Origin of the sequence: Robiginitalea marina (genome assembly GCF_024006985.1) — a bacterium.
In the GTDB taxonomy this organism is placed as follows: domain Bacteria; phylum Bacteroidota; class Bacteroidia; order Flavobacteriales; family Flavobacteriaceae; genus Robiginitalea; species Robiginitalea marina.
Window position 1 is genome coordinate 12,019 of sequence record NZ_JAMXIB010000005.1, and the last position, 26,003, is coordinate 38,021.

At 58.0% G+C, this 26,003-nt stretch carries 21 protein-coding genes; 11 read left to right on the top strand and 10 right to left on the bottom strand.

Annotation, left to right across the window (positions count from 1 at the left end):
- Nucleotides 1–41 precede the first annotated feature (41 nt).
- Nucleotides 42–2,657 (bottom strand): DNA mismatch repair protein MutS, encoded by a 2,616-nt coding sequence (gene mutS / locus NG653_RS07345; protein ID WP_252741046.1) that lies wholly within the window; start codon nt 2,655–2,657, stop codon nt 42–44.
- 137 nt (nt 2,658–2,794) lie between these two features.
- On the opposite strand from mutS, the gene NG653_RS07350 reads away from it, so the two are divergent.
- Entirely contained in the window at nt 2,795–3,355 is a 561-nt protein-coding gene (locus tag NG653_RS07350) for an RNA methyltransferase (RefSeq protein WP_252741047.1), read from the top strand.
- A gap of 86 nt (nt 3,356–3,441) precedes the next feature.
- Here NG653_RS07350 and folK read toward each other — a convergent pair whose 3' ends face one another.
- Nucleotides 3,442–4,590, bottom strand: a complete 1,149-nt coding sequence (gene folK / locus NG653_RS07355) for a 2-amino-4-hydroxy-6-hydroxymethyldihydropteridine diphosphokinase (protein WP_252741048.1) — start codon at nt 4,588–4,590, stop codon at nt 3,442–3,444.
- Nucleotides 4,591–4,733: 143 nt separating this feature from the next.
- Between folK and sppA the strand changes: the two genes are divergently transcribed.
- The 3 genes from sppA to NG653_RS07370 all read left to right on the top strand — a co-directional run bounded on the left by sppA (nt 4,734) and on the right by NG653_RS07370 (nt 9,973).
- A complete protein-coding gene (gene sppA / locus NG653_RS07360) occupies nt 4,734–6,485 on the top strand; it encodes a signal peptide peptidase SppA (protein ID WP_252741049.1) in 1,752 nt (583 codons plus the stop codon).
- 2 nt (nt 6,486–6,487) lie between these two features.
- A complete protein-coding gene (locus NG653_RS07365) occupies nt 6,488–7,198 on the top strand; it encodes a queuosine precursor transporter (RefSeq protein WP_252741050.1) in 711 nt (236 codons plus the stop codon).
- Between the two features lie 105 nt (nt 7,199–7,303).
- Nucleotides 7,304–9,973 carry an AsmA-like C-terminal region-containing protein gene (locus NG653_RS07370; RefSeq protein ID WP_252741051.1) on the top strand — a complete coding sequence of 890 codons (2,670 nt, stop codon included), beginning with the start codon at nt 7,304–7,306 and terminating at the stop codon, nt 9,971–9,973.
- Here the strand turns inward: NG653_RS07370 and NG653_RS07375 are convergent.
- A complete protein-coding gene (locus tag NG653_RS07375; RefSeq protein ID WP_252741052.1) occupies nt 9,960–10,760 on the bottom strand; it encodes a DUF2797 domain-containing protein in 801 nt (266 codons plus the stop codon). The two genes, NG653_RS07370 and NG653_RS07375, sit on opposite strands and share 14 nt — an antisense overlap.
- Nucleotides 10,761–10,834: 74 nt before the next feature.
- Between NG653_RS07375 and NG653_RS07380 the strand changes: the two genes are divergently transcribed.
- Both NG653_RS07380 and NG653_RS07385 read left to right on the top strand, forming a co-directional pair.
- Complete coding sequence (locus NG653_RS07380; protein WP_252741053.1) at nt 10,835–12,373, top strand: GH3 auxin-responsive promoter family protein; 1,539 nt, start codon at nt 10,835–10,837, stop codon at nt 12,371–12,373.
- Between the two features lie 194 nt (nt 12,374–12,567).
- Complete coding sequence (locus NG653_RS07385) at nt 12,568–13,122, top strand: hypothetical protein (protein ID WP_252741054.1); 555 nt, start codon at nt 12,568–12,570, stop codon at nt 13,120–13,122.
- On the opposite strand, the gene clpX is transcribed toward NG653_RS07385, so the two are convergent.
- The 7 genes from clpX to NG653_RS07420 form a co-directional block, all read right to left on the bottom strand.
- Nucleotides 13,119–14,354, bottom strand: a complete 1,236-nt coding sequence (gene clpX / locus NG653_RS07390; protein WP_252741055.1) for an ATP-dependent Clp protease ATP-binding subunit ClpX — start codon at nt 14,352–14,354, stop codon at nt 13,119–13,121. The two genes, NG653_RS07385 and clpX, sit on opposite strands and share 4 nt — an antisense overlap.
- A gap of 76 nt (nt 14,355–14,430) precedes the next feature.
- On the bottom strand, nt 14,431–15,111 hold the full coding sequence (gene clpP / locus NG653_RS07395; protein ID WP_256470442.1) for an ATP-dependent Clp endopeptidase proteolytic subunit ClpP: 681 nt from the start codon (nt 15,109–15,111) through the stop codon (nt 14,431–14,433).
- Nucleotides 15,112–15,232: 121 nt separating this feature from the next.
- On the bottom strand, nt 15,233–16,555 hold the full coding sequence (gene tig, locus NG653_RS07400; protein WP_252741056.1) for a trigger factor: 1,323 nt from the start codon (nt 16,553–16,555) through the stop codon (nt 15,233–15,235).
- Between the two features lie 100 nt (nt 16,556–16,655).
- Nucleotides 16,656–17,003, bottom strand: coding sequence for a phage holin family protein (locus tag NG653_RS07405; protein ID WP_252741057.1), 348 nt, complete (start codon nt 17,001–17,003; stop codon nt 16,656–16,658).
- Between the two features lie 82 nt (nt 17,004–17,085).
- Nucleotides 17,086–18,588: an SGNH/GDSL hydrolase family protein gene (locus tag NG653_RS07410; protein WP_252741058.1), complete on the bottom strand. Its 1,503-nt coding sequence runs from the start codon at nt 18,586–18,588 to the stop codon at nt 17,086–17,088.
- Nucleotides 18,589–18,715: 127 nt separating this feature from the next.
- Nucleotides 18,716–19,486, bottom strand: a complete 771-nt coding sequence (locus tag NG653_RS07415) for an alpha/beta fold hydrolase (RefSeq protein ID WP_252741059.1) — start codon at nt 19,484–19,486, stop codon at nt 18,716–18,718.
- Nucleotides 19,486–20,199, bottom strand: a complete 714-nt coding sequence (locus tag NG653_RS07420; protein WP_252741060.1) for a pyridoxine 5'-phosphate synthase — start codon at nt 20,197–20,199, stop codon at nt 19,486–19,488. Before NG653_RS07420 ends, NG653_RS07415 begins: the two co-directional genes overlap by 1 nt.
- 101 nt (nt 20,200–20,300) lie before the next feature.
- Here NG653_RS07420 and NG653_RS07425 point away from each other — a divergent pair, with 101 nt between their 5' ends.
- The 5 genes from NG653_RS07425 (at nt 20,301) to bamA (ending at nt 25,995) form a co-directional block, all read left to right on the top strand.
- Nucleotides 20,301–20,951, top strand: a complete 651-nt coding sequence (locus NG653_RS07425; RefSeq protein WP_370281094.1) for a CBS domain-containing protein — start codon at nt 20,301–20,303, stop codon at nt 20,949–20,951.
- 3 nt (nt 20,952–20,954) lie between these two features.
- Nucleotides 20,955–21,830 (top strand): NAD kinase, encoded by an 876-nt coding sequence (locus tag NG653_RS07430; RefSeq protein WP_252741062.1) that lies wholly within the window; start codon nt 20,955–20,957, stop codon nt 21,828–21,830.
- A gap of 115 nt (nt 21,831–21,945) precedes the next feature.
- Nucleotides 21,946–22,632: a type IX secretion system protein PorG gene (gene porG, locus NG653_RS07435; RefSeq protein ID WP_252741063.1), complete on the top strand. Its 687-nt coding sequence runs from the start codon at nt 21,946–21,948 to the stop codon at nt 22,630–22,632.
- Nucleotides 22,633–22,643: 11 nt separating this feature from the next.
- Complete coding sequence (uppS, locus tag NG653_RS07440; protein ID WP_252741064.1) at nt 22,644–23,384, top strand: undecaprenyl pyrophosphate synthase; 741 nt, start codon at nt 22,644–22,646, stop codon at nt 23,382–23,384.
- Nucleotides 23,356–25,995, top strand: a complete 2,640-nt coding sequence (gene bamA / locus NG653_RS07445) for an outer membrane protein assembly factor BamA (protein WP_252741065.1) — start codon at nt 23,356–23,358, stop codon at nt 25,993–25,995. The genes uppS and bamA overlap by 29 nt, the downstream gene beginning before the upstream one ends.
- Nucleotides 25,996–26,003 lie beyond the last annotated feature (8 nt).

A 26,003-nucleotide genomic window follows, 5' to 3' on the forward strand; every position in this document is an offset into this window, starting at 1 on the left:
ATGCAGTATTTGGGTAGATATGGAGTCACTTCCGGGCCGATTCACGACGAGGCCGACTTTTTGGCTTGCAGCAGCCTTTTGATTTCATTGAGCTTCATCAGCGCCTCCACCGGGGTCAGCCGGTCGATATCGAGGTGGAGGATTTCTTCCCGGATTTGTTCCAGCAGGGGGTCGTCGAGCTGGAAAAAGCTAAGTTGAAGGTCTTCCCGGGCCGGGGCCAGGGCCGGTTTGGCCGACCCGCTGCCGTGGGCCTTTTCCATGCGCACCAGCATCTTCTGCGCTTTCTGCACCACCGCCTGGGGCATGCCGGCCATGCGGGCCACATGGATCCCGAAGCTATGGTGGCTGCCGCCCGGTTCCAGCTTGCGCAAAAAGAGCACTTTGTCTTTCCCTTCCTTCACCGAAACGTTGAAGTTTTTGATGCGGGGGAAGGTGGCCGCCATGTCGTTGAGCTCGTGGTAGTGGGTGGCGAAGAGGGTTTTGGCCCGGGCGGGGTGCTCGTGCAGGTATTCCGCAATGGCCCAGGCGATGGAAATCCCGTCGTAGGTGCTGGTCCCGCGCCCGATTTCATCGAGCAGGATAAGGCTGCGCTCCGAAAGGTTGTTCAAAATGGAGGCAGCCTCGTTCATCTCCACCATAAAGGTCGATTCCCCCAGGGAGATGTTGTCGCTGGCCCCCACGCGGGTAAAGATTTTGTCGACTACGCCGAGGGTGGCCGCTTCGGCTGGTACAAAGCTCCCGATTTGCGCGAGCAGCACAATCAGGGCTGTCTGCCGGAGGATGGCCGATTTTCCGCTCATATTGGGCCCGGTGATCATGATGATCTGCTGGTCTTCCCGGTTCAGCAACAGGTCGTTGGGCACATAGGCCTCCCCGGGGGACAGTTGTTGTTCGATGACCGGGTGGCGGCCCTGCACGATGTTCAGGTCGGTGGCGTCGGTCATTTGGGGGGCGGTGTACCCGTATTCCCCGGCCAGGCGGGCGAAGCCGCACAGGCAATCGAGCCGGGCCACGATGCGGGCGTTCTCCTGCACGGGGAGGATGTATTCCTGCATCCAGGCCAGGAGTTGCCCGAAGAGCTGCTGCTCCAGCTCGAGCATGCGCTCCTCGGCCCCCAGGATTTTAGCCTCGTACTCTTTCAACTCCTCCGTGATGTACCGTTCGGCATTGACCAGCGTCTGTTTGCGGATCCACTCCGGGGGCACCTTGTCTTTATGGGTGTTGCGCACCTCGATGTAGTACCCGAAAACATTGTTGGAGGCGATTTTCAGGGAGGTGATGCCCGTACGCGCCGCTTCGCGCTCCAGCATCTGGTCGAGGTAGCCTTTCCCGGAACGCGCCAGTGCCCTGAGTTCGTCCAGGGCTTCGGAAAAGCCCGGGGCAATGGTATCGCCTTTTCCGATGCCGGCAGGGGCTTCCTCCAGCAATACCTGTTGGATGCGCTCCCGCAGCGGATCGCAGGGGTCCATGGCCTCCCCCAGGCGCGCCAGGGCCGGTTCTTCCGAGGAGGCAATGAGGTTTTTCAGGGGGAGGAGGGTGGCCAGGGAGTTTTTCAGGTGCACGGTTTCCCTGGGGGTGATCTTCCCGGCGGCCACCTTGGCGATCAGCCGTTCCAGGTCGCCCATGCGGCGAAGGTGCTCCTGCACGCGCACACGCAGGGGTTCATCCCCGGCCAGGGTGCCCACCACCCGGTGACGTTCCCGGATGGGGTCCAGCTGCCGCAGCGGGAGGGCCAGCCAGCGGCGAAGCAGGCGGCCGCCCATGGGGGAGAGGGTCCGGTCGATCACCTCCAGCAGGGGCTTGCCCCGTTCGTCCCGGGTATGGAACAGCTCCAGGTTCTGCTGGGTAAACCGGTCCATCCACACGTAGTCTTCAGAAGCCAGCCGGCTCAGGCCGCCGATATGGCCCAGCTGCCGGTGCTGGGTTTCCTTCAGATAGTGGAGCACCGCCCCGGCGGCAATGATGCCGGCCGGGAAACCGGCCACCCCGAAACCTTTGAGGCTATTGGTTTTGAAATGGGTGGTAAGGGTTTCCCGGGCGTAGTCTTCCTGGAAAATCCAGTCGTCCATGTAAAAACAGTGGTAGGCGGGCCCGAAAAGTTCCCCGAAACCCGATTTCTGTTTGCGGGAGACCAGGACTTCGCGGGGGGCGAAATTCTGCAGCCATTTGTCGATGTCTTCCCGACCCCCTTCGGCCAGGAAAAATTCCCCGGTGGAAATGTCGAGGAAAGAAACCCCCATCCGGGCCGGGCCGAAATGCACGGCGGCCAGGAAGTTGTTCGCCTTGGCCTGCAGGAGTTCGTCGCTCAGCGACACCCCGGGGGTGACCAGTTCGGTGACCCCCCTTTTGACGATGGTCTTGGTTTGTTTCGGGTCTTCCAGCTGGTCGCAGATGGCCACCCGCTGCCCTGCCCGCACCAGCCGGGGCAGGTAGGTGTTCAGGGCGTGGTGGGGGAACCCGGCCAGGGCTGTCTGGTCGCCCCCGTTGTTGCGCTGGGTCAGGACGATGTCAAGGATGCCGGCGGCTTTCTCGGCGTCCTCCCCGAAGGTTTCGTAGAAATCCCCCACGCGGAAGAGCAACAGGGCATCAGGGTAACGGGCCTTGATGCTGTTGAATTGCTTCATCAGCGGGGTCTCTTTTTTGCCTTGGGCAGCCACAGCGCGTAGGGTTAGGGGTAATGGAACGAAAATACGGGTTTCCCGGGCCCTGCCCAATGGTTGTTGATATTTTGGGAAAACTTCCCGCCGGCTTCCTTCCCCCGCTTCTTTGTACTTTTGCAGGCAAGCAGCTTCCCATGGAAAAACTGAAAAACGAAGAACTGCAGCGCCTCGGGGTGGACGATTTTAAAAAGGCCCCGAAGACCCCCGTGGTACTGGTGCTCGACAACATCCGCAGCCTGCACAACGTGGGGTCGGTATTCCGCACCGCCGATGCCTTCCGCATCGAGCAGGTGGTGCTTTGCGGCATTACCGCCACCCCGCCCCACAAAGACATCCGAAAGACCGCCCTTGGCGCTACCGAAAGCGTGGCATGGGTGTATTTCGGGAGTACGGCTGAAGCCGTGCGCTCGTTGCGCAACACCCATCGCTGTTGGGCGGTGGAGCAGGCGCGCGGGGCCGTTTACCTCGATGCGTTTACTCCTGGCCCCGGGCAGCCCTATGCCTTTGTGCTGGGTCACGAGGTAAAGGGGGTGTCGCAGGAGGTCATCGACCTGTGCGAGGGGGTGGTGGAAATCCCACAGGCGGGGACCAAGCATTCCCTGAACGTTTCCGTGGCAGCCGGCGTGCTGCTCTGGGATTTCTGGACGAAAACCCAAAAAAAATCCCCGGCCGGAGCAGCTGGGGACAGGGAATAGTAGTCTGAGTTAGTTAGTTCCTTCTCTAAAGGACAGCCAAGAAAGGAAAATACCGGGATTTTTCCAAATAAATCCCCTTGAAAGGCTCATCCGTTCCGCTGCAGGGTATGGGCCACCATCTGGTCGAGCACCGAAGCGTAATCCCCGGGCCTGGTCACGAAATCGAGATCCCCCACATCGATCACCAGGGAGTTCAGCTCGGGGGAATTCCTCATAAAGTCAAAGTACCCTTTTTGGATTTGCTCCAGGTAGTCGGCGGGGATCCCCCGTTCGTAATCGCGCCCGCGACGGGCAATCTGGTCGAGCAGGCGCTCGGTGCGCTGGTAGAGGTACACATAAAGCCGCGGCTTGCGGACTTCCTGGTACATGAACCCAAACAGCTTTCGGTAGAGCTTGAATTCTTCCTCCCCCAGGGTGATGCGGGCAAAGATCAGGCTCTTGTAGATGTCGTAGTCGCTTACCACAAAGCTTTTGAACAGGTCGAGCTGCCGGGTATCCTCAATGAATTGCTGGTACCGGTCGGCCAAAAAAGACAGTTCCAGGGGAAAGGCAAACCTGGCCGGGTCCTCGTAAAATTTCGGGAGGAAGGGGTTGTCGGCAAAACGCTCAAGGATGAGCTTGGCATTGAGGTCTTCGGCCATCATTCGGGCCAGGGTGGTTTTTCCCGCCCCGATGTTCCCTTCCACGGCCACAAAGCCCAGGTCTGAAAAAAATTCCTGCCGGTTGGCAAACAGGCGGAGGGGCGTTTTTTCCAGGGGGGTATCGTCGCGGCATTCCTGCAGCAGGTTGCGGTGGTCCCTGCCCAGGGCGGGGTGGTACACCTGGGGGGCAATATCGGCCAGGGGTTTCAAAACAAAGCGTCGCTCCTGCAGCCGGGGGTGGGGTACCACCAGGGTTTCGGTACGCAGTTGCAGGTCCCCGTAATACAGCAGGTCCAGGTCGAGGGTGCGCGAGCGATAGCCGGCCCCCGGGACCCGTTCCCGCCCGGCTTCCCGTTCGAGTTCGAGCAGGACCTCCAGGAGCGCTTCCGGGGGCAGGGAGGTCGACACGGCGGCACAGGCATTTAAGAAATCACCCCCTTCGAAGCCCCAGGCCCGGGAGCGGTAGACCGGGCTCACCTGCTCCACCCTGCCTGCGCGCCGGTCCAGTTCAAACAGGGCTTTTTGCAGGAAAAAGGCCCGGTTGCCCAGGTTGCTCCCCAAAGAGAGGTATGCCGTGACGCCTTGTGTTTTCATCCCTGCCAAAGTACGGAAAACCTCCTGAACTGAAGTCGGGGAAACCGGGGGAATCGGCCCTTCGAAACCGGCATGGCCAAAAAAGCGGGCAATGCTATTTTAGGTTGCGAATCCGTATCTTTGCGGCACAAGAAAAAATGGCTATGGCTTTTCTGAGAAACTTACTCGCCTCCATCCTGGGGACGCTGGTGGCGTTGGGCATCCTTTTTTTCATGCTCCTTATTTTCGCCAGCCTGGCAGAAAGCGCGGGCGAGGTGAATGTGCGCCAGCATTCCGTCCTGGAGCTCGATTTTCCCTATCCGGTATCTGAAAATTCAGGATATGATTCCGAAGACCCCTTTTCCTTCTTCTATGACCCGACCATGGGGCTCAATGACATTACCAAGGCCATTGCCGTGGCCAAAACAGACGACCGCATCACGGGCATCAGCCTGAAAACCCCATACCTGATGGCCGGCCTGGCGCAGACCCGGGCCATCCGCAACGCCCTGCAGGATTTCAGGGAAAGCGGGAAATTCGTTTACGCCTATGGGGACTTTTTTATGCAGAAGGACTACTACCTGGCCAGCGTGGCCGACAGTATTTTCCTGAACCCCGTGGGGACCGTCGACTTCAAGGGCCTGGCGGCAGAAGTCCTCTATTTTGCCGATTTCCAGGAAAAAACCGGCCTTAAGATGGAGGTGGTACGGCACGGGAAGTACAAAAGCGCGGTGGAGCCCTTCCTCTCCAACCAGATGAGCCCCGAAAACCGGGAACAGCTCAGCAGCCTGATCCGTTCGCTCTGGGCGGCCATGCGCGATGAAATGGCAGCCAGCCGTGGCCTGGCCCCGGCCGACCTCGACCGGGTGGCCGATACCCTCGGGGCGCGGGAGCCGGAAATGGCCCTTCGGGCCGGCCTGGTCGACGGCATTGCCTATCAGGATGCCTACGAAGCAAAACTGGTCCGCGAGAGCGGGACCGCGAAAGAACACCCCGAACGGATCTCCCTGCAACGCTACATGCGGTACTCCCGGGGCAGAAGCCTGCACACCGGGACCGATGAAATTGCGGTGATCTATGCCCAGGGGGAAATCCTCTATGGGGAGGGCGGGCCTGAATACATCGGGCAGGAACTGATGACCCGCGCCCTGCGCAGGGCTCGCGAAGACAAAGACATCAAAGCGGTGGTCCTCCGGGTGAATTCCCCTGGGGGCAGCGCCCTGACCTCCGAAATCCTCTGGCAGGAATTGCAACTGACCCGCAAGGAGAAGCCCGTGGTGGTTTCCCTGAGCGACATCGCCGCTTCCGGGGGGTATTACCTGGCGGTGGGGGGCGACAGGATTTTGGCGGAACCCACCAGCATCACCGGGTCCATCGGGGTGTTTGCCACGATCCCCAATATGAGTGGCCTTTCGGACAAAATCGGGATCAATGCCGAACAGGTGGGCACGCACCGGTTTTCCATGGATTACTCCTTTTTTGAGCCCATGCGGGACGATTTCCGCGAAATTTTACGGCAGGGCATCGAACGCGCCTATGATACCTTTTTGGAGCGGGTCGCCTCAGGCCGCGGGATTACCGTGGCACAGGCCGACAGCCTCGCCCAGGGCCGGGTCTGGAGCGGCACCGAAGCCCTTGAAAACGGCCTGGTCGATGCCCTCGGGGGCATGCCTGAAGCCCTGGAAATGGCCGCCGAAATGGCCGGGGTCGACGATTACCGTATCCGAACCCTCCCAAGGTATAAAACCGGCCTGGAGCGCCTGATGGAGGACCTGGGGGGCGCGGAGGCCAAAACGGGTTCCCTCCTGGAGGCTGAATTGGGTGCTGAATGGGCGCAGGCCCTGCGGGAGCTCAGGGCCATGCTGCAGCAGGAAGGGGTACAGGCCCGCATGCCCTTTACCCTGAAAATCCACTGAAGATGACCCCCCGCGACCAGAAGGCGGCTTACCGAATCTACCTGTATCTCGCCGCCCTGTTTATAACTTCCCTGGTAGTTTCGAACCTGATCTTCCAGAAATTTTTCTACTGGAAACCCTTCGGCGACGCCACGGTGCTGGGCGCCCCGCTGTTTGAAATTTCGGTGGGCGTGCTGCCCTACCCGCTCACCTTCCTGATCACCGACCTGATCTCGGAAATCTATGGCCGCAAAAAGGCCAACCAGGTGGTGACTGCGGGCATTTTCGCCTCATTCTTTTCCATGGGCATCATCCTGCTGGCCGAGCGCGTCCCGGCCATCCCGGGCTCCCCCGTTGGGGATGCCCTTTTCAGCAAGGTCTTTGCCCTTTCGCCCATAGCGGTCCTGGCTTCCATGCTGGCCTACCTGTTTGCCCAGTACGTGGATATCGCGATCTACCATTTCTGGAAGCGGGTCACCATGGGAAAGTACCTTTGGCTGCGGAACAATTTTTCTACCTTTTCCTCACAGATCATCGACACCACCACAGTGGTGGGGCTGCTCTGCCTTTTCGGGGTGCTTCCCTGGCCGATGTTTTACGGCCTGGTGGTGAGCGGGGTCGCTTTCAAGATCCTGATCGCCTTCCTCGACACCCCGCTGTTGTACCTTTTCGTGTACCTTTTCCGCAGGCGTTTCTCCCTGAAGCGTGGGGAAGAACTGGCCCTCGGGTTTTAAAGGGGCCTGCTGTCGAAAAGGCAAGGCTTTCCATACGTTCCGGCAACGATTTTGCGTTCTAACCGGGAACGGGCCATTGGCCCGGTCCAACCAGCAGAACATACTATGAAACGAAAGAAATGGCTTATCATTTTCGGGGTGGTACTGGGGACCCTCCTGCTCCTTCCCCTGGGCCTGGGGATGTACCTCGAAGCCCGTATCGGACCCATCCTCAGGGAGCGGGCAGCGCAGAGCATCCGGGGTACTTTTGATTTCAGCAGGGCCTCCCTGAGCCTGCTGCGCAATTTCCCCAGGGCCAGCGTCCGGCTCGAAGACATCTACCTGCTTACCGAAGCCCCATTCCGGGGCGACACCCTGCTGAAGGTGGGTTCCCTGGACCTGACTATGGACCTGAGCGCCCTGTTCCGGGAGGCGGGTACCCCCATGCCGGTACGGGAACTGCACGTGCGGGGCATGGACCTGCGGTTGAAAGTGGACGGGGAAGGGCAACCCAACTACCTGGTGGCCAAAGAATCCGAAGGAGGAGATTCTGACTCCGGGTTTTCCCTGGACCTGCAGCAGTACACTTTTGAAAAGGCCCGGATTTCCTACGCAGACAGCGCTACCGGAATGGCCTTGCTGCTCGAGGAGGTCAGTCACTCCGGTTCCGGCGACCTGTCTTCCCAAACCGCCACCCTGGTCACCGAATCGGAGGGGCTGATGAGCCTGGACTATGCCGGGACTTCCTACCTCACCCGGAATGCCCTGCGCCTGGAGGCCGTTTTCGGGATGGATTTTGAAACGGACACCTATACCTTCAGGGAGAACCGCGCCTGGCTGAACCAGATGCCCCTGGTCTTCCAGGGGTCGTTGCAGCTGCGGGAGGAAGGCCAGTGGCTCGACCTGGAATTCCGGACCCCGGATACCGACTTCAGGAACCTCCTGGCCCTGGTCCCCCCGGCCTATTCCGGGAACCTGGAAGGGGTGGAGACCCGGGGGTCCTTTGAACTCGGGGGTACCGTTAAGGGCCTGTGGTCCGATATGGGAATCCCCGCCTTTGAGCTTCGCATGGCGGCCCGCAACGGGGCCTTCCATTACCCCGGGTTGCCCAGGTGGGTAGAGCAGGTGGAAATCGACGCGGTACTGCAGAACGCTTCAGGGAACCCGTCCGAAACTGCCCTGCAAGTGCGTACGGCCAGCTTTGCGATAGGCCGGGATTCCTTTTCGCTCAGCGGGACCGCAGAGCGCCTGGGCCCGGCAGCTGCGGTGGCAGGGACCCTGAAGGGGCGGATCGACCTGGCGAACCTCTCCCAGGCCTATCCCCTGGAAGGAACCCCAGGGCTTCGGGGGATACTGGAGGCCGACCTGCGTACTGCTTTTGGGATGGACGCGGTGCGCCAAAAGCGCTATCAGGACATCCAAACCTCGGGCAGCCTCGACCTGAGCGGTGTTTCATGGCCCCTTGAGGGCTATGCAGCTCCCCTGGAGGTGCAGCGTGCAGCCATTCGGTTCGATCCGCGCAATGCTACCCTGGACCCCATTTCGGGCAAGCTCGGGCAGAGCGATTTTGTAATCAGGGGGGCGTTTACGGATTATATGCCCTACCTGCTCGGTTCCGGCGGGGTGCTCGGCGGGCAGGTTACCCTGGTTTCCGAACACCTGCGGGTAGCTGATTTCCAGGGACCCGAGGCGGAGGCGGAAGGGGAGGAGGCCCCCTTCAAAATCCCATCGGACGTGGCGGTAGGCCTCAGCGCCACGGCCGGCAAGGTCACCTACCACGACCTGGAGCTGAACCAGGTGTCTGGCGAACTAAACATCTCCGACGGCCAGATGGAGCTGCGAAACTTCCGCTCCAACGCCATGCAGGGCCTCCTGGCGCTGGAGGGCCTGCTCGATACCCGGGGCGAACGCCCTGCTTTCGCCATGGAACTTGGGATCACCCGCGCACGGATCCAAAGTGCCCTGGAGTCCGTCGAGTTGCTGCAATCCCTGGCCCCGGTGGCTGCCGCCCTGGAGGGGACCTTCAATTCCCGCATCCGCCTGAGCGGATCGTTGCTGGAAGGTTTTGCTCCGGACCTCATGAGCCTGGGCGGGGAAGCGGCGGCCGAGATACTGGCTGCGGGGGTTTCGGGCGGGCAGGCAGCCGTGCTGGAGGCCCTGGCCTCCAACCTCGATTTTTTTGACCCGAAAGCCCTGGACCTGAAGGGCCTGAAAACCTCCCTGTCTTTTGAAAACGGCCAGGTCAGGGTCAGGCCCTTCCGGTTCAACTACAAAGACATCGGCGTTACCGTGCAGGGTAGCCACGGGTTTGACCGCAGCCTGGATTATGGGCTGGCCCTCGAGGTTCCTGCCCATTACCTGGGCAGTGAAGTGACCCGGCTGCTCAGCGAACTAAACCAACCTGAACTGGAGGATGCCCCGGTACCCGTGAACGTCAGGCTGTCGGGCACCTTTGCCGCGCCCCGCCTGCAAACCGACCTGAAGGCTTCCGCGGCGGCTTTTGCCGGCCAGTTGGTGGAGGTTCAGAAACAGCGGCTGCTAACCACAGGCACTTCAAAGGCACAGGAGCTTATCGGGGACCTGCTGAAAGGAAAGGCCGATTCCAGCCAGGCCCGCACGGGGGTTGACGGCCTTTCGGAGGTGCTGAAGGGGGTGGTGCAGCCCGGGGCTTCCGATACGGCGGTTGCGGCACCCGCCAACACAGGGGAAAAGGCCCGCACCTTGCTTAAAAACCTGCTGGGCAGGCGAAAGGACACGGTCAACCAGCCTAAAGACAGCCTGCCTAGGAACCGTTGAGGGACAGGCTGACATAATAGCCTTCGCTGCCGCGCACATTGAAAACGGTGCCGTCTGCAAAGATGAGGTACTGCCCCTTGATGCCTTTCAGGACCCCGCGGTAGGTGGGGGTTTTCCCGAGGTTAAGGCTTGAGATCTTTTCCGGGTACTGCGTTACCGGGAAATGGATCTGGGTTTCCCGGGCATTTTCGAGGAAGTAGGGTGCAGCCTCTTCAGGGATAAAGGGGCGCAGCCGTTCCCGCCAGGCGACCAGGTCCTCGTCTTTCAGGGTGTTGGTCAGCATCTTCCGCCAGTGGGTCTTGTCGCTCACGTGTTCCTTGAGGGCGACTTCGGTGATGCCCGCGAGGTACCGGTTGGGCGTTTCCACGATTTCAATGGCCTCATGAGCCCCCTGGTCGATCCACCGCGTGGGGACCTGGGCCTTGCGGGTCACCCCCACCTTTACGCTGCTGGAGTTGGCCAGGTACACGACGTGTGGTTGCAGCTGCATGGCCTGCTCGTATTCCAGGTCGCGGTCTTCTTCCCCCAGGTGGGCCCTGCTCCGCTCGGGGTGCATGATCCAGTCGCCGGCCTGGGGCAGTTCAAAAAAACAGCTGCGGCAATACCCCTGTCTGAAGATGGGCCGGTCTTCCCCGCAGCCCAGGCACTGGTATTTGAGCAGGCTGATTTCCAGGGTGCGCCCGAGCAGGAGGTTCATATGGATGAAATCGCCGGGCAGCACCAGGTAATAGTCTACCGGATCGTTCAGTTCCGTCCGCATTTTTCTCAATACCCCCTCGTATTGCATAAGGCCCCTTTTTGAAGAATGGATAAAATAGTATCTTTAGCTGCTGCAGCAAGCCGACCGTAAAGATACCAAAAATGCCTATCCCGCTGTTTCATTCCATAGCTTCCTGGCTGCTGAAAAAGCGATACCACCAGATCGAGCTGTTCCTGAAATACCCGGCGGAGGTGCAGTTGGAAGTGCTGCAGGAGCTCCTTGATTTTGCCGATGAAACAGAAACAGGCACGCGATACGGCTTTGAGGAGATCACCCGCTACGAAACTTTTGCCGCCCGGGTCCCCATTGTGACCTATGAAGAGATAGAACCCCTGATCGAGCGGACCCGCAGGGGGGAGCAGAACCTGTTCTGGCCCACCGAGATCAAGTGGTTTGCCAAGAGCAGCGGCACCACCAATGCCCGGAGCAAGTTTATCCCGGTGAGTTCCGAGGCGCTGGAAGACTGCCATTACAAGTCGGGCAAAGACCTGCTCTGCCTGTACCTGAACAACAACCCCAATGCCCAGCTCTTCCGGGGCAAGAGCCTCCGGCTGGGGGGCAGTAAGGAGTTATACGAAGACAACGGGACCTTCTTCGGCGATTTGTCGGCCATTCTCATCGACAACATGCCCTTCTGGGCCGAGCTCAGCAGTACGCCCAGCAACAAGGTGTCGCTGATGAGCGAATGGGAGGCCAAGCTGCATGCCATCATCCAGGAGAGCATACAGGAGAACGTCACCAGCCTGGCCGGGGTGCCCTCCTGGATGCTCGTACTGCTCAACAAGGTGTTGGAGGAAACCGGGAAGGGACACCTCTTTGAGGTTTGGGACCAGCTGGAGGTATACTTCCACGGGGGGGTAAACTTCAACCCCTACCGGGAGCAATACCGGCGCCTGTTGCCCAGGGATTCGTTCCAGTATTACGAGATTTATAACGCCTCGGAAGGATTTTTTGCCATCCAGGACCAAAATAACAGCGAAGACCTGTTGCTGATGCTCGACTATGGGATTTTCTATGAGTTCATCCCCATGGCTACCTTCGGCACCCCCGGGCAGAAGGTCCTCCCCCTGTGGGAGGTTGAAACCGGCGTGAATTACGCCATCGTGATCACCACCAATGCCGGGCTCTGGCGCTACCAGATCGGCGACACCGTGCGGTTTACCAGTACCGACCCGTACCGGATCCGGATCACCGGGCGTACCAAACACCACATCAACGTCTTCGGGGAAGAGCTCATCATTGAAAATACGGAGGAAGCCCTGAGGCGGTCGTGCTTGCGCACCGGGGCATCCATAGCCGAGTATACCGTGGCCCCGGTCTTCATGTCGGGGCAGGAAAAGGGGGCCCACGAGTGGCTGATCGAATTCCGAACCCCCCCGGCCGACCTGGCGGAATTTGCAACCTGCCTCGACGATGCCCTCAGGGCGCTGAATTCCGATTACGATGCCAAGCGGTACAAAAACATCACCCTGAACCCCCTCAGGGTTCATGTGGCCAGGGAAAACCTTTTTTACGACTGGCTGAAATCGAGGAATAAGCTCGGGGGGCAACACAAAGTGCCCCGCCTTTCGAACCAAAGGGATTTTTTGGAGGAACTCCTGGCCGCCAACCCGAAGGTAAACCCCGGGATCCCGGGGTAGTTCGCCGGATTTTTTCAGATTTTGGACGGGGATGGGCCCCATCGGCATGTTGGGAAAACATCCATAAAAGGGCCCGAATTCGTATTTATAACGAAGAATCGCCTCCGCTGATCCAATAAATACCGGTATTTTTGCCAGGCGGAGCCAACTTGGGAAGGCGTTAACCTACAAATTGCACCAAACCTTCCAAACCTATGGCAAACAGACTTGTTATCTTATCGGACCTGTGGGGATCAAAAAAAGGGTTGTGGATAACCTCTTACCTCGGCTACCTCCAGCAGTACTTTGACATTGTTTACTACGATACCCAGCAACTGGCTGATATTGAGGTGGACATGCCCACCGCAGCCAATGTGTGCGAGGCATTTGACAACGGCGGCCTCGAGCGGGGTGTCCGGAACCTCCTGGCCCGGGAAAAGGATACAGTGCCCAGCCATTACCTGGCTTTTTGTGCCGGGGGCTCCATTGCCTGGAGGGCGGCCCTGGAAGGCCTGCAGGCCGAGTCGCTCTATGCGGTCTCGCCCCTCTGCCTGCACCGCGAACAGCAGGCGCCCAACAGCGAAGTAACCCTGGTATTCGGGGAATATGGGGAAAACAGGCCTTCCCGCGACTGGGCGCTCCGGCTCGGGGTGCAGATGGAAGTCATCCCCAGGTTCGGGCAGGAATGTTATACCGACGAAAAAATCATCCAGAAGGTCTGCAAGGACCTGCTCAGCGCAGCCCTGCGCAAACAATACCAAAGCCTTTAGGAAACGGCCTTGAGCTTTTTGATGGTCTCAAAAGAGAGCTTTTCCTCGGCATAGGGCTTGTTCACCTTGAATTCCGTGATATCGGAACTCGGCAGCTCGAACATGGCGTCGGTAAAAACGGCTTCGCAAAGCGACCGCAGCCCGCGGGCGCCCAGCCGGTATTCCATGGCCTTGTCCACGATGTATTCCAGGGCCTGTTCGGTGATTTCGAAAGAGATCCCATCCATGGCAAAGAGCTTCTCGTATTGCTTGATAATGGCATTTTTGGGCTCCGTCAGGATCGCCCTAAGGGTCTTGCGGTCGAGGGGATCCATATGGGTCAGCACGGGAAGCCTTCCGATGATTTCCGGGATGAGCCCGAAATCCTTCAGGTCCTTGGGGATAATATATTGTAATACGTTTTCCTTGTCGAGGGAATCCTCCAGCCTGGAAGCGCTATACCCGATGGCCTGCATGTTGAGGCGCTTGGTAATGATCCGTTCGATGCCGTCGAAGGCACCCCCGGCTATAAAGAGGATGTTTTCGGTATTGACCTCGATGAACTTCTGGTCGGGGTGTTTGCGGCCGCCTTTTGGGGGTACGTTCACCACGGTCCCTTCCAGGAGCTTGAGCAGCCCCTGTTGTACCCCTTCCCCGGAAACGTCGCGGGTGATGGAGGGGTTGTCGCTCTTGCGGGCGATCTTGTCTATTTCATCGATAAAGACAATTCCCCGTTCAGCCTTTTCCAGGTTGTAGTCCGCGGCCTGCAAAAGGCGGGTGAGGATGCTTTCCACATCTTCCCCCACGTACCCGGCCTCGGTCAGCACGGTGGCATCCACAATGGCCAGGGGTACGTTAAGCATGCGGGCGATGGTCTTTGCCATAAGGGTTTTTCCCGTCCCGGTCTGGCCCACCATCACGATGTTGCTCTTCTGGATTTCGATTTCATCTTCCCGGGATGAGGGCTGCAGCAGCCTTTTGTAGTGGTTGTAAACCGCAACCGAGAGGACCTTTTTGGTGCGCTCCTGCCCAATGATGTAGGTGTCGAGGAAATCCTTGATTTCCATCGGTTTTTTCAGGACGAGTTCCGAAAGCAGATCCTCATTTTTGGATTGTCTCGATTCTTCGGCCACAATGCCGTGTGCCTGTTCGATGCACCGGTCACAGATATGGGCATCCAGCCCTGCGATCAGCAGGTTGGTTTCCGGTTTTTTCCTCCCGCAAAATGAACATTCCAAATTATCCTTGGCCATAATCCCTTTCGTTCTCTACTCCTAAAACGTCAAATGCGCTAAAAATTGCCTTAGCGTATCCCGCCCCGGCGGCTCCCTATTCGGGGTCGCGGACCAGGATTTCGTCAATCATCCCGTAATCGCGGGCTTCCCCTGCTTTCATCCAGAAGTCGCGGTCGCTGTCTTCGTAGATCTTATCAAAGCTCTGCCCGGTGTGCGAGGCGATAATCTGGTAAAGCTCATCGCGCAGCTTCAGGACTTCCTTGGCGGCGATTTCGATATCGCTGGCCTGCCCCTGGGCCCCGGACATTGGCTGGTGGATCATCACCCGCGAATGCTTGAGCCCGCTGCGCTTGCCCTTATGCCCTGCACAGAGCAGCACGGCAGCCATGGAGGCAGCGATGCCCGTGCAGATGGTAGCCACGTCGGGTTTGATGAACTGCATGGTATCGTAAATCCCCAGGCCGGCGTAAACGCTTCCGCCCGGGGAATTGATATAAATCTGGATATCCTTAGAAGAATCCGTGCTGGCCAGGAACAACAACTGGGCCTGGATGATATTGGCAACCTGGTCGCTCACCGGGGTCCCAAGAAAGATGATGCGGTCCATCATCAGGCGTGAAAACACGTCCATGGCGATGGCGTTGAGCTGCCGTTCCTCAATGATATTCGGGGTCATCCCCACCGGATACATGCTCTGCAGCAGGGGCTCGAGGTAAAGGCTGTTCATCCCCCGGTCTTTGATGGCAAATTTTTTGAATTCCTTGGCGTAGTCCATGCGTTTTGGCTAAATCTTTTGGTTTAAAAAAAAGGTGCCGAAACAGGAACTTTCGGCACCGTAAAGATACTGATTTTGTCCATGCCAAATGCAGGCTGCCCCGGTACGGGTGCGGCCGGCATTATCCGTATACCTCCTTTACGAATTGTTCGTAGGTCACTTCCCGGGTCTTCAGGTTGGCCTTTTCCTTGTAAAGGTCCAGCAATTTCTGGCTCATCAGTTGTTCGGAAAGCCGTTTTACCTCGTCCCGGTTGCTGAGCACCCGGGCAGCGATGCCCTCGAGGTCCTCCTCACTGGGGTTGGTCTGTCCGTACTGTGCCATCTGCGACCGGATAAACCCCTTGGCAAAGTCCTTCAATTCCTCGAACTGCACCTGCAACCCGTGTTCGCTGATGAGCTTGCCTTCGATCAGCTGGTAGCGCAGGCCTTTCTCGGACCGCTCATATTCGTCCTGCGCTTCTTCAGCGGTAAGGGGCTTTTCCCCCGTGTTCTGGATCCATTTCTTCAGGAATTCCATCGGCAGGTCGAAGCGGGTGGATTCGATCAGGCTCTCGGTAACGTCGTTCAGCAATTTCTGGTCTGCCTGCTGCAGGAATTGCTTTTCGGAATCGTCCTTGATTTTTTCGCGCATTTCCTTTTCGGAATGCACCTGGTCGGGGCCAAAGAGCCGGTCAAAAAGCTCCTGGGTCAGCTCGGCAGGCTGGCGCTCATTGATTTCCTCCACCGTAAAGGACACTTCGATATCGAGGTCCTTTGCCTTGTCGAACGGAACCCCAAGGGCGCTGGGCAACAGGTAATCCTCCGTGAAGAGCCCTTTGGTCTTCAGGGTCACTGTGTCCCCGGGTTTTTTCCCCTTCAGGGCCTCCAGTGCCTTCTTGCTTTTCACCTTGGCCAGTTCCAGGGTGGTTTTATGGTTGATTTCATGCGCTTCGCTCAGGAAGGTCCCGCTCACTTCATCTTCTTTGCCCACTTCGGGGCGGGAGACCAGTTTCCCGTATTGCTTGCGGATGCGGGCAACCTGGTCGTCAATCATCTTTTTGTCGGCGACGATCTTATAGTGAGGGATTGCCTTTTTGCCCTTAAGGGATACCTGGAAGTCCGGCGCCAGGCCGAGTTCGAATTCGAAGGCCAGTTGTTCGGCATCCCAGTTGAAGTTGTCCTGCTGCTTGGGCAGGGGGTTCCCCAGCACATCCAGCTTTTCCTCCACCAGGTAGGTGTTCAGGTGGTCTTGCAGGAGTTTGTTTACCTCGTCGACCAGGACGGCTTTCCCGTACTGCTTCTTGATCAGGCCCATCGGCACCTGGCCTTTGCGGAAGCCGGGGATGTTCGCGTTTTTACGGTAATCCCTCAGGATGCTGTCTACCTTCTCCTGGTAATCCTCCCGGGTGATTTCCACCTTCAGGACGGCATTCAGGTCATCGATCTGCTGTTTGGTGATATTCATCTATTTGCGTGCTTAAGCTTTTTAAAACAGGGAAGCAAAAGTAGCGCATTTTAACTTGCCTGGCAAGTTTTCAACCCCTTGTCCGTCAATCTTTAACTTCCTATTTGGAGTCGTCCTTCAGGATGGCGAAGAAAATGGATTGCAGCACCGACAGCAGCAGGGAGAACAGCAGGGCCCACCAAAACCCGTCCACGGTGAACCCCGACACCAGGGAACCGGCCAGCAGGATGATAATGGCATTGATGACCAGTAAAAATAACCCCAGGGTAAGGATGGTGACCGGCAGGGTAAGGATCACCAGCAGCGGTTTGACCAGGCCATTGAGCAGGCTGAGGACCAGGGCCACCAGGACGGCGATCCAGTAGGTTTCCACATGGATGCCCGGCAGGATGTTGGCCAGCAATACCACGGCCAGGGCACTGAGCAGGAGGCGAAGGATGAACTTCATAGGGTTGAGGTTTAGGTTGTTTCAATAAAAAAGGGTACCCCGTTTTTACGGGATACCCTAAAGATACATGAATATTTTCAGATTAGTTGATGTACAGCCCTTTGAACGCCAGGGGGTCGATTTTGGGGAGGACAGCCCCGTACCGGGATTCGATTGCCCTGATGAATTCGTTGGCTGCCAGGGCGTTCCCGCGCGGGGTCAGGTGCACCCCGTCAAGGGAAAACCCTCCACCAACGGCATACTGAGCGGTAACCACGCTGCCGTCTGACAGGGGTACCCCCTGGGAAGCCAGATTCTCCAGGTATGAAAAAGCATCGAAAAAGGCAAGGTTGTACTGTTGGGCCAGGGCCTCGATGGTTTGGTTGTACGCAGTTGTGGCAGTGGAAATGAGTTCCTGTTCTTCAGGGGTCAGGACCCAACGGTCGGCCAGGGGTACCGCGACCCCGTTGATGCTGGTGGGGTCATTGGGGTTGGCCAGGGTCCCGATGATGGTCTGGGAGGTGAAAACCAGCAGGTCGTCTGCCGTGGCCTGCCGCATATTGATCAGGGCAGGGTTAAATGCCGTGAGGTCGGTCAGGTCCTCGTCGAGGATGACCACCGCGTTGCCCGGGCCGGCGGAAAAGGTAATCGTCCGGCGGGCGAGTTCTTCAGCCGAGATAAAACCCAGGGCCTGGAGTTGCGCAAGCCCCCCGTTGTAGGCGGCATATGCCCCGTTGAGCAGGTCTGTCGTAGCCGGGTCCAGGGGTATAGGGTTATGGGGTACCGTGGTGAAAAAGGGGATGCTGGTCACATCGGGGATATTGGCCACCACGCCCTCTGCCCCATTGGCGGTGAGGGCTTGAAGGATTTGGTTGTATACGCTGGCAAACACATTGGGGTCGGTAATGTCGTTGCCCCCGTAGGTGCTCGGGTCGAGGTTGCCGGTCTGGTCTACCCCGCTTCCCCCGGAAGTGGCGAACCCCAGCACGTCATTGTTGCCGATCCACAGGGTGAAGAAGGTCGGGTTCTGCGCCACGGCATCGCCCAGTACGGTGGCGGAGGGGCTGCTGGCAAAGCGGGCGAAATACGGGTTGGCCAGGCCGGCCTGTACCCCGGCGACATTGCCGTATCCTGGGGCCAGCAGGTGGTAGCTTTTCGCCCCCGGGACCCCCATATTGTTAAAGGGCCCGGCCAGGGTATTGGTGATTTCGGTGGTGCCCTGCCCGTCTACGGGCCTGGGGGTCGGGGAGCCCGAGGAGAAATCCAGGAAAAGCCGGTTTCCTGCGATGGGCACGCCCCCGAGGGTCATCCCGCCGAGGTTGTCGGCCATGAAGGGCGTGGTGAACGCCCCGCCCCCGACCTCGGCAAAACTGCCAGCAAGCATATTGGGGAACGAACTGGTCTGCCCGTCCACAAAAAGGGCGGCATCGGAATATCCGGCGGTAAGGGAATTCCCCAGGGCAACGTAGGTGGAGAAGTCGGCGGAGCCACTGGTGAAATCAATGGGGGGTTCCGGGTTTCCACCATTGTCGGGGATGCTGTCGTCGTCGCTGCAGGAAACCGCAAAGAGGCCCATAAAGGCCAGCAAGGCCAGGTACTTTTTCATAGGAGTCGTTTTGAGTTAGTTGAAGCAGGTATTCTGGGAATACTTCGTTCAAAAATATGTAAAATTATCACACTCGCAATACGGGCGCATCTAAAAGTAAGGGTGCACAATAAATGGCCGCATTCTTTCAGGAATCCATAAAACCAAGGGTGGCCCCGAGGAAGGCATCCGGTTTTTCAGCGTGCAGCCAGTGCCCGGCCCCTTCTATGGTTTCCAGGCGCGCCCCGGGGAAGTGGTCGTGGATCAGGGGGAGGTCGGCGTCGGTAATATACCCGGAGGCCCCGCCCCGCAGGAAGAGCACCGGGCCTTCATAGCGCGCCCCTTCGGGCAGGACGGCGCCGATTTCCTCCATGCGGTTTTTCAGTACGGGAAGGTTTACGCGCAGGCCGAGCTTCCCGGGCTGCTCCCAGTAGAGGTTTTTGAGCAGGAACTGGCGGATGCCCCAGTGTTCGATGTGTTTGGCGAGTTCCTCATCGGCCGCGGAACGCGATTCCAGGGTGTCGAGGGCAAGGGCTTCCAGCGCCTCCAGGATATGCTCGTGGTGGGGCGGGTACCGCCTGGGGGCGATGTCGGCCACGATGAGCTTGTCGACCCGCTCCGGGTAGGTGCAGGCAAACTGCATGGCGGTTTTCCCCCCCATGGAATGGCCGAGCAGCACTGCGGACCCGATTCCCGAGGCCTCCATGTAGGCCCGCAGGTCTTCCGCCATCACCTCATAGGTAAAGGTCTCCGACCAGAAGCTCCGCCCGTGGTTGCGCTGGTCCAGCAGGTGGACTTCATACCCCGCTGCGGCATATTTCTGACCCAGGGTCTTCCAGTTGTCGGACATGCCCAAAAAACCGTGCAGGATAATCAGGGGAGTCCCTTTGCCCAGGACGTTCGCGTGCAATAGTTCCATCAGCGCAGCCGGGCTTTATACATATTAATTACATTTTCCAGGCCCAGGTACAGCGATTCGCAGATGAGGGCATGTCCAATGGAAACCTCCAGCAAGTGGGGTACTTCCTGCCGGAAGAAGGAAATGTTTTCCAGGCTGAGGTCGTGCCCCGCGTTTAGCCCCAGGCCTGCCTCCCCCGCCGCCAGGGCGGCTTTCACATAGGGCTTCACGGCTTCCCCCGGGTTTGAGGGGAAGGCCCTGGCATAGCCCTCTGTGTAGAGTTCCACCCGCTCGGTGCCCGTGTCCCGGGCGGCCCGAACCATATCGGGGTCGGGGTCGACGAAGATGGAGGTGCGGATCCCGGCCTCGCGGAACCGGGCGATCACCCCTTGCAGGAATGACCGGTTCGCCCGGGTATCCCAGCCGGCGTTGGAGGTGATGGCATCCGGGGCATCCGGGACCAGGGTGACCTGGTCCGGGAGGACTTCCAGCACCAGGTCGATGAATTCCGGGATGGGGTTGCCCTCGATGTTCAATTCGGTCTGCACCACTTTTTTGAGGTCCCGGGCGTCCTGGTAGCGGATGTGCCGCTCGTCGGGCCGGGGGTGGATGGTGATCCCCTGCGCCCCGAAGGACTCGATGTCGCGGACCACTTCCAGCAGGTTCGGGACATTCCCTCCCCGGGCATTTCTAAGGGTGGCAATCTTGTTCACATTTACGCTCAATCTCACCATGGGGGCCGTATTTTCGGTTCTTCAGCCGACAAAAATACGAATTCGGTATGCCTTTTGCAGCCTAAAATTTAGTAATTTGCCATACGATCGGAACTATGCAGATGCAGGAACAAATCAACACGACCATCCCCGTCTTTGAGGTGGGGGACTCCCTCAAGGAAGCCATACATTTCTTCAGGCATTCCACCTATTCCCATGTGGCCATTACGGAACAGGGAAAATTCCTCGGGTTGCTGGGGGAGGCTGACCTGGAGAATTTCCACGAATCCGGGCCCATAGAGGAGTTCCGCTACCAGCTTGAGGATTTCCGGGCTTCCCCCGACGCTTCCTGGCTCGACCTCCTGCAGGTGTTTACCCGCAATGAGGCCAATATCCTCCCCGTGGTCGACCGGGCGGGGAAGGTGATGGGGTATTTTGACCTGAACGACATCGTTACCCTTTTCACGGAGATGCCCTTTTTCACCGAGGCCGGGGCCATCCTGGTGGTGGCCAGGCCTATCAGGGACTACAGTTTCAGTGAAATCGCGCAGATCGTGGAAGGCAATAATACCCGCCTGCTGGGGGCCTTCATTACCCGGATCAAGAATGAAATGGTGCAGGTTACCCTGAAGATGGGGGATACCAACATCAACGAGGTCCTGCAGACCTTCCGCCGTTACGGATACAGCATCCTTTTCGGCAGCGTGGACGACAAGTTCCTCGAGGAGCTCCGGGAACGATCCGACTACCTCGACAAATACCTCAATGTCTGAACCATGAAGGTAGCCCTCTACGGCCAGGTGTTCTCCCAGGATATCCTGGGCCCGGTGACCGAATTGCTCGACGAGCTGGGCAGGCATCGCTGCCAGGTGGCGGTGGAGGTTGAGTTTGCCCGGGCCCTTGACCCCCACCTCGGGGGCTTCCCGTCCTTTTCCCTGCAAAAGGGGCTCGACCCGTCCTTTGACCTGCTGGTTAGTTTTGGGGGCGACGGCACCATCCTCAGGGCCATTACCTATGTACGCGATATGGGGATCCCCGTGGTTGGCGTCAACACAGGGCGGCTCGGTTTTCTTTCCACCTGTCAGAAGGAACAGGTACGGCAAATGGTGCGCGAATTCGTTTCGGGGAATTACCGGCTGGTGGAGCGCAGCCTGGTGACGGCTTCCCTGGACGGGCGGCCGCCGGGCGGGGAAATCCTGAACTTTGCCCTGAACGAGGTCACCGTAAGCCGGAAGGACACCACTTCCATGATTACGGTGGAAACCTTCCTGAACGGGGAATACCTCACCTCGTACTGGGCAGACGGCCTGATCGTGGCCACCCCAACCGGTTCCACCGGGTATTCCCTCAGCTGCGGCGGCCCGGTAATGATGCCCACAGCCCGTTCCCTGGTGATCACCCCCATTGCCCCCCACAACCTGAATGCCCGTCCCCTGGTGATTTCCGACGATACGGAGATCCGGTTGCGCGTGAGCGGGAGGGAACCCCAGCACCTTTTGTCCCTGGATTCCAGGATCACGGCGGTGGACAACGAAACGGAAATCTGGGTGCGCAGGGCAGGCTTTAGCGTGAAAATGCTGGAGTTTGCCTCGGAGAGTTTCCTCAAAACCATCCGCAACAAGCTCCTCTGGGGCGAGGACCGCCGGAATTGACTCCCCGCACAGGCAATAAACTCCCTGATTTGGTGTTTACAATGAGTATAGAATTCAGGCGGATCACTGCCCTGTGAGGCGGTGAAATTCCTATATTTGCAAACTTTTGGATTCGATGAGGACCATTTATACGGTGTTTTGCCTCCTGATGGTTACCCTGGCCGGGGCACAGACCTACGAAGCGGGGCTGTTTGCCGGGGGGGCCAACAACATTGGGGATATCGGGAGGATGAATTATATCGCACCTTCCGGCCCGGCGTTCGGGGCCGTGTTTAAATGGAACAAAAGCAAGCGGTATGCCTGGCGGGCCCATATGATCTATGGCCGCTTTACCGCAGATGATTCGAAATCCGATATGCGGTCCAGGCAACAGCGGGGACTCCGGATGGACAATTCCATCCTGGAAGCCTCTGCCGGGCTGGAATTCAATTTTGTGGAGTATAACCTGCACAAACTGGGGCCGGCGTTCACGCCCTATCTGTACACTGGGGTCACCTACTTCAGGTACGATTTTAATTATTTCGACGCCGGGCAGTTGATCGATGTGGGCCAGCGGGAAGGATCCTTTGCGATCCCCATGACCGCCGGGGCCAAGATGCGGCTGAACCAGTTCCTGATCCTGGGGTTGGAAGTCGGGGCGCGGTATACCTTCACGGATAACCTGGATGCCAGCAACCCGGAAGGCTCGAATTTCGAAGCCTTTCGCCTGGGAAATGTGTTTAGCGATGACTGGTATGTGTTTTCGGGGGTGACTTTAACCTACACCTTCGGAAGAAAACCCTGCCAGGATTGCTTTGAATAGCGAGTTTGCGAATGGACACTATGGAAACTTTAAAAGAGGGGCGCCTCCCGGAGCACCTGGCCATTATTATGGACGGGAATGGCCGCTGGGCCAAGGAACGGGGCAAAAGGCGCGTCTTCGGGCACAAGAACGGGGTAAAGGCCGTTCGGCAGACGGTGGAATCCGCCGCCCGGATGGGGATCAGGTACCTGACCCTCTATGCCTTCAGCACCGAAAACTGGAACAGGCCAAAAACCGAAGTGGACACCCTGATGCGGCTGCTGGTGGCCTCCCTTAAAAAGGAACTCAAAACCCTCCACAAAAACAACATCCGGCTCAACGCCATCGGCTGCATCCACAACCTTCCCGGCAAGGCTGCCGAGGAACTGCAGGAGGTTATCGGGCAGACCCAAAAAAACGATGCGATGACCCTTACCCTGGCCCTGAGCTACGGCTCCCGGGAGGAGATTACGTCGGCGTTCAGGGCCCTGGCAACCAAAGTTAAAAATAATATAATTTCGCCCGAAAATATTGATGGTGCCATTATTAATGATCATCTTTACACGCACGATTTGCCGGACGTAGACTTGCTAATCCGTACCAGTGGGGAATATCGGATCAGCAATTTTTTGCTTTGGCAGATTGCTTACGCGGAGCTGTATTTTACAAAGGTATTTTGGCCCGATTTCACGGAAGCGCACCTGATTGAGGCCATCAAAAGTTACCAGAACAGAGAACGTAGATTTGGAAAAACGAGCGAACAACTTAACTAGTGGTTTGAAGGCATTCTTACCGCTGAGTACCCTGCTTCCGATCCTGGCTTTATTCCTTGGCTTTCAAATCTCCGCTCAGGATTTTTCCTACGAGAACGGCAAGGTGTATATTCTGGCAGGCCTGGAGGTTACCGGCCTTCAGAGCTACAATGAGCAGACCGTCAAAACCTACACGGGCCTGAGGGAGGGCCAGCCCATCACTATCCCCGGCGACCAGATCAGCCAGGTGATCAACAAGCTCTGGAGCCTTGAATTGTTTACCGACGTGGAATTCTACGTCACCCGGATCGAGGGGGACGATATTTACCTTGAACTCCACATCGAGGAGCGCCCCACGCTTTCCAAAGTTACCTTTTACGGGGTGAAAAAGCGGAAGGTCGACGACCTGATCAACGACACCGACCTGAAAAAAGGCAAAAAAATCACCCAGAGCCTCATTTCAAACACCAAGAATTACCTGGAGAACAAATACAGGAAGCAGGGCTTCCTCAATACCAGGGTGACCATTGCCACCAGTGTGGATACCTCCCAAACCAATGCCCGGAACATGGTGGTGAACGTTAACAAAGGCGACCGGGTGAAAGTGAAGAATATCGATTTTGAAGGAAACGAGAAAATTTCTTCCTCCAGGCTCCGGGGCGCCATGAAAAATACCCGGGAAAAGAGGTTTGGCAGGTTCTGGAAAAAATCGAAGTACATCGAAGCCGATTACCAGGAGGACCTGAAGTCGCTGATGGACACCTATGCCGAGAACGGGTATCGCGATGCGCGTATTTTGCTCGACACCATCCGGAAGCTGAACGACCGGAACATCGACATACAGATCAAGGTCGAGGAAGGGAACAAATACTACTTCGGGGAGATCGATTTTGTCGGGAATTCCGTCTACACAGACCGCCAGCTCTCCCAGGTGCTCGGCATCAAGGAAGGCGAAACCTATAATGGGGTGCTGCTGCGCAAACGGATTGCAGACGATACCAAGCCCGACGGGGAAGACCTTACCAACCTCTACCAGAACAACGGCTACCTCTTTTCGCGGATCAACCCGGTGGAGGTATCGGCCGAAAACGATACCATCGATTTCGAAATCCGGATTATCGAAGGCAAGGAGACCTTCCTGAACAAAGTCAACGTGTACGGAAACGACAAGACCAACGATCATGTGATATTCCGTGAAATTCGCACCCGGCCCGGTCAGAAGTACAGCAAGGACGACATCATCCGCTCGGTCAGGGAACTGGGGCAACTGGGCTTTTTTGACCCTGAGGCCATTAAGCCTGAAATCGAGAACCCCGACCCGAACGAGGGCACCGTTGACCTCCGGTTTGACCTGGTGGAATCCGGGGCCAGCCAGATCGAGCTGCAGGGGGGCTACGGCGGGGGAGGCTTCATAGGCACCCTTGGCCTCTCTTTCAACAACTTTTCCATACAGAACCTCTTCAACGGGGAAGCCTATAAACCCGTGCCCATGGGGGACGGGCAAACCTTTGCGCTCCGCCTTCAGGCCAGCCGGACCTTCCGGGTCTACAGCCTGAACTTTTCGGAACCCTGGCTTGGGGGACGCAAACCGGTGCGGTTTAACCTGTCCCTTTCCCGGACCCAGCAATTCCTGGCCTCATTTGACCGCAATGGTCGGGTACAGGTCGACAAGAACCAGCAGTTTTCGGTTTCCGGCATCTCTGCGGGCCTTGCCAAGCGGGTGCAGTGGCCCGATGATTATTTCACCATATCGCACGCCCTGAGCTACCAGCTCTACGATTTCCGGAACTACCGCACCGGGCTTTTCAACTTTGGGAATGGCAAGTCGAATGCCCTGGCCTATACTTTGGGGATCTCCCGGAGTTCGGCGGGCCCCGGGTTCATATTTCCCCTCACCGGTAGCGTCTTTGAGGTAACCGCAAAGTTCACCCCCCCGTATTCCCTGTTCAGCAATAAGGACTTTGCCTCCCTGAAGCAGCGCAGCGAGGAACTGAGCAGCATCCAGCTGGAGCGCCCGCTCACCGATGCGGAGCGCAACGAGCTGGAGGCGGTGGACCAGGAGCGTTTCCGCTGGCTGGAATACTACAAGATCAAATTCAAAGGCGACTGGTATACCCGCCTGGTCGATAAGTTGGTGCTGCGCACCAACGTGGAATTCGGGTTTTTGGGTTCCTACAACAGCGATGTGGGCAAGGTGCCCTTCGAGCGCTTCTTCCTGGGGGGCGACGGGCTGGGCCGGAACTTTACCCTCGACGGTCGGGAGGTAATCCAGCTCCGCGGGTATGAGAACAACTCCCTTACCCCCGTGGACCCTATTACCCAGCAACAGGAAGGGGGCACGGTCTACAACAAGTATTCCCTCGAGCTTCGGTACCCGCTGACCCTGAAGCCATCTGCCTCCATTTATGCCCTGACCTTTCTTGAGGCCGGGAATTCCTTCAACAATTTTAGGGAGTTTGAACCGTTTCAATTAAGGAGATCAGCAGGGGTTGGGTTGCGCATTTTCATGCCTGCCTTCGGGCTGCTCGGGATTGACTTTGGTTATGGCTTTGATGAGGACCTCAGGCCTTCTTCGGTAGGTACGGGGCCCAGCGGGTGGCAAACCCACTTTATCATCGGGCAACAATTCTGACCGTGGCG

Excerpts from the sequence above, each read along its gene's own strand:
- NG653_RS07350 (WP_252741047.1), top strand. The coding sequence starts at position 2,795 with ATGGAAAAACTGAAAAACGAAGAACTGCAGCGCCTCGGGGTGGACGAT.
- folK (WP_252741048.1), bottom strand. The coding sequence starts at position 4,590 with ATGAAAACACAAGGCGTCACGGCATACCTCTCTTTGGGGAGCAACCTG.
- sppA (WP_252741049.1), top strand. The coding sequence starts at position 4,734 with ATGGCTTTTCTGAGAAACTTACTCGCCTCCATCCTGGGGACGCTGGTG.
- NG653_RS07365 (WP_252741050.1), top strand. The coding sequence starts at position 6,488 with ATGACCCCCCGCGACCAGAAGGCGGCTTACCGAATCTACCTGTATCTC.
- NG653_RS07370 (WP_252741051.1), top strand. The coding sequence starts at position 7,304 with ATGAAACGAAAGAAATGGCTTATCATTTTCGGGGTGGTACTGGGGACC.
- NG653_RS07375 (WP_252741052.1), bottom strand. The coding sequence starts at position 10,760 with ATGCAATACGAGGGGGTATTGAGAAAAATGCGGACGGAACTGAACGAT.
- NG653_RS07380 (WP_252741053.1), top strand. The coding sequence starts at position 10,835 with ATGCCTATCCCGCTGTTTCATTCCATAGCTTCCTGGCTGCTGAAAAAG.
- NG653_RS07385 (WP_252741054.1), top strand. The coding sequence starts at position 12,568 with ATGGCAAACAGACTTGTTATCTTATCGGACCTGTGGGGATCAAAAAAA.
- clpX (WP_252741055.1), bottom strand. The coding sequence starts at position 14,354 with ATGGCCAAGGATAATTTGGAATGTTCATTTTGCGGGAGGAAAAAACCG.
- clpP (WP_256470442.1), bottom strand. The coding sequence starts at position 15,111 with ATGGACTACGCCAAGGAATTCAAAAAATTTGCCATCAAAGACCGGGGG.
- tig (WP_252741056.1), bottom strand. The coding sequence starts at position 16,555 with ATGAATATCACCAAACAGCAGATCGATGACCTGAATGCCGTCCTGAAG.
- NG653_RS07405 (WP_252741057.1), bottom strand. The coding sequence starts at position 17,003 with ATGAAGTTCATCCTTCGCCTCCTGCTCAGTGCCCTGGCCGTGGTATTG.
- NG653_RS07410 (WP_252741058.1), bottom strand. The coding sequence starts at position 18,588 with ATGAAAAAGTACCTGGCCTTGCTGGCCTTTATGGGCCTCTTTGCGGTT.
- NG653_RS07415 (WP_252741059.1), bottom strand. The coding sequence starts at position 19,486 with ATGGAACTATTGCACGCGAACGTCCTGGGCAAAGGGACTCCCCTGATT.
- NG653_RS07420 (WP_252741060.1), bottom strand. The coding sequence starts at position 20,199 with ATGGTGAGATTGAGCGTAAATGTGAACAAGATTGCCACCCTTAGAAAT.
- NG653_RS07425 (WP_370281094.1), top strand. The coding sequence starts at position 20,301 with ATGCAGGAACAAATCAACACGACCATCCCCGTCTTTGAGGTGGGGGAC.
- NG653_RS07430 (WP_252741062.1), top strand. The coding sequence starts at position 20,955 with ATGAAGGTAGCCCTCTACGGCCAGGTGTTCTCCCAGGATATCCTGGGC.
- porG (WP_252741063.1), top strand. The coding sequence starts at position 21,946 with ATGAGGACCATTTATACGGTGTTTTGCCTCCTGATGGTTACCCTGGCC.
- uppS (WP_252741064.1), top strand. The coding sequence starts at position 22,644 with ATGGACACTATGGAAACTTTAAAAGAGGGGCGCCTCCCGGAGCACCTG.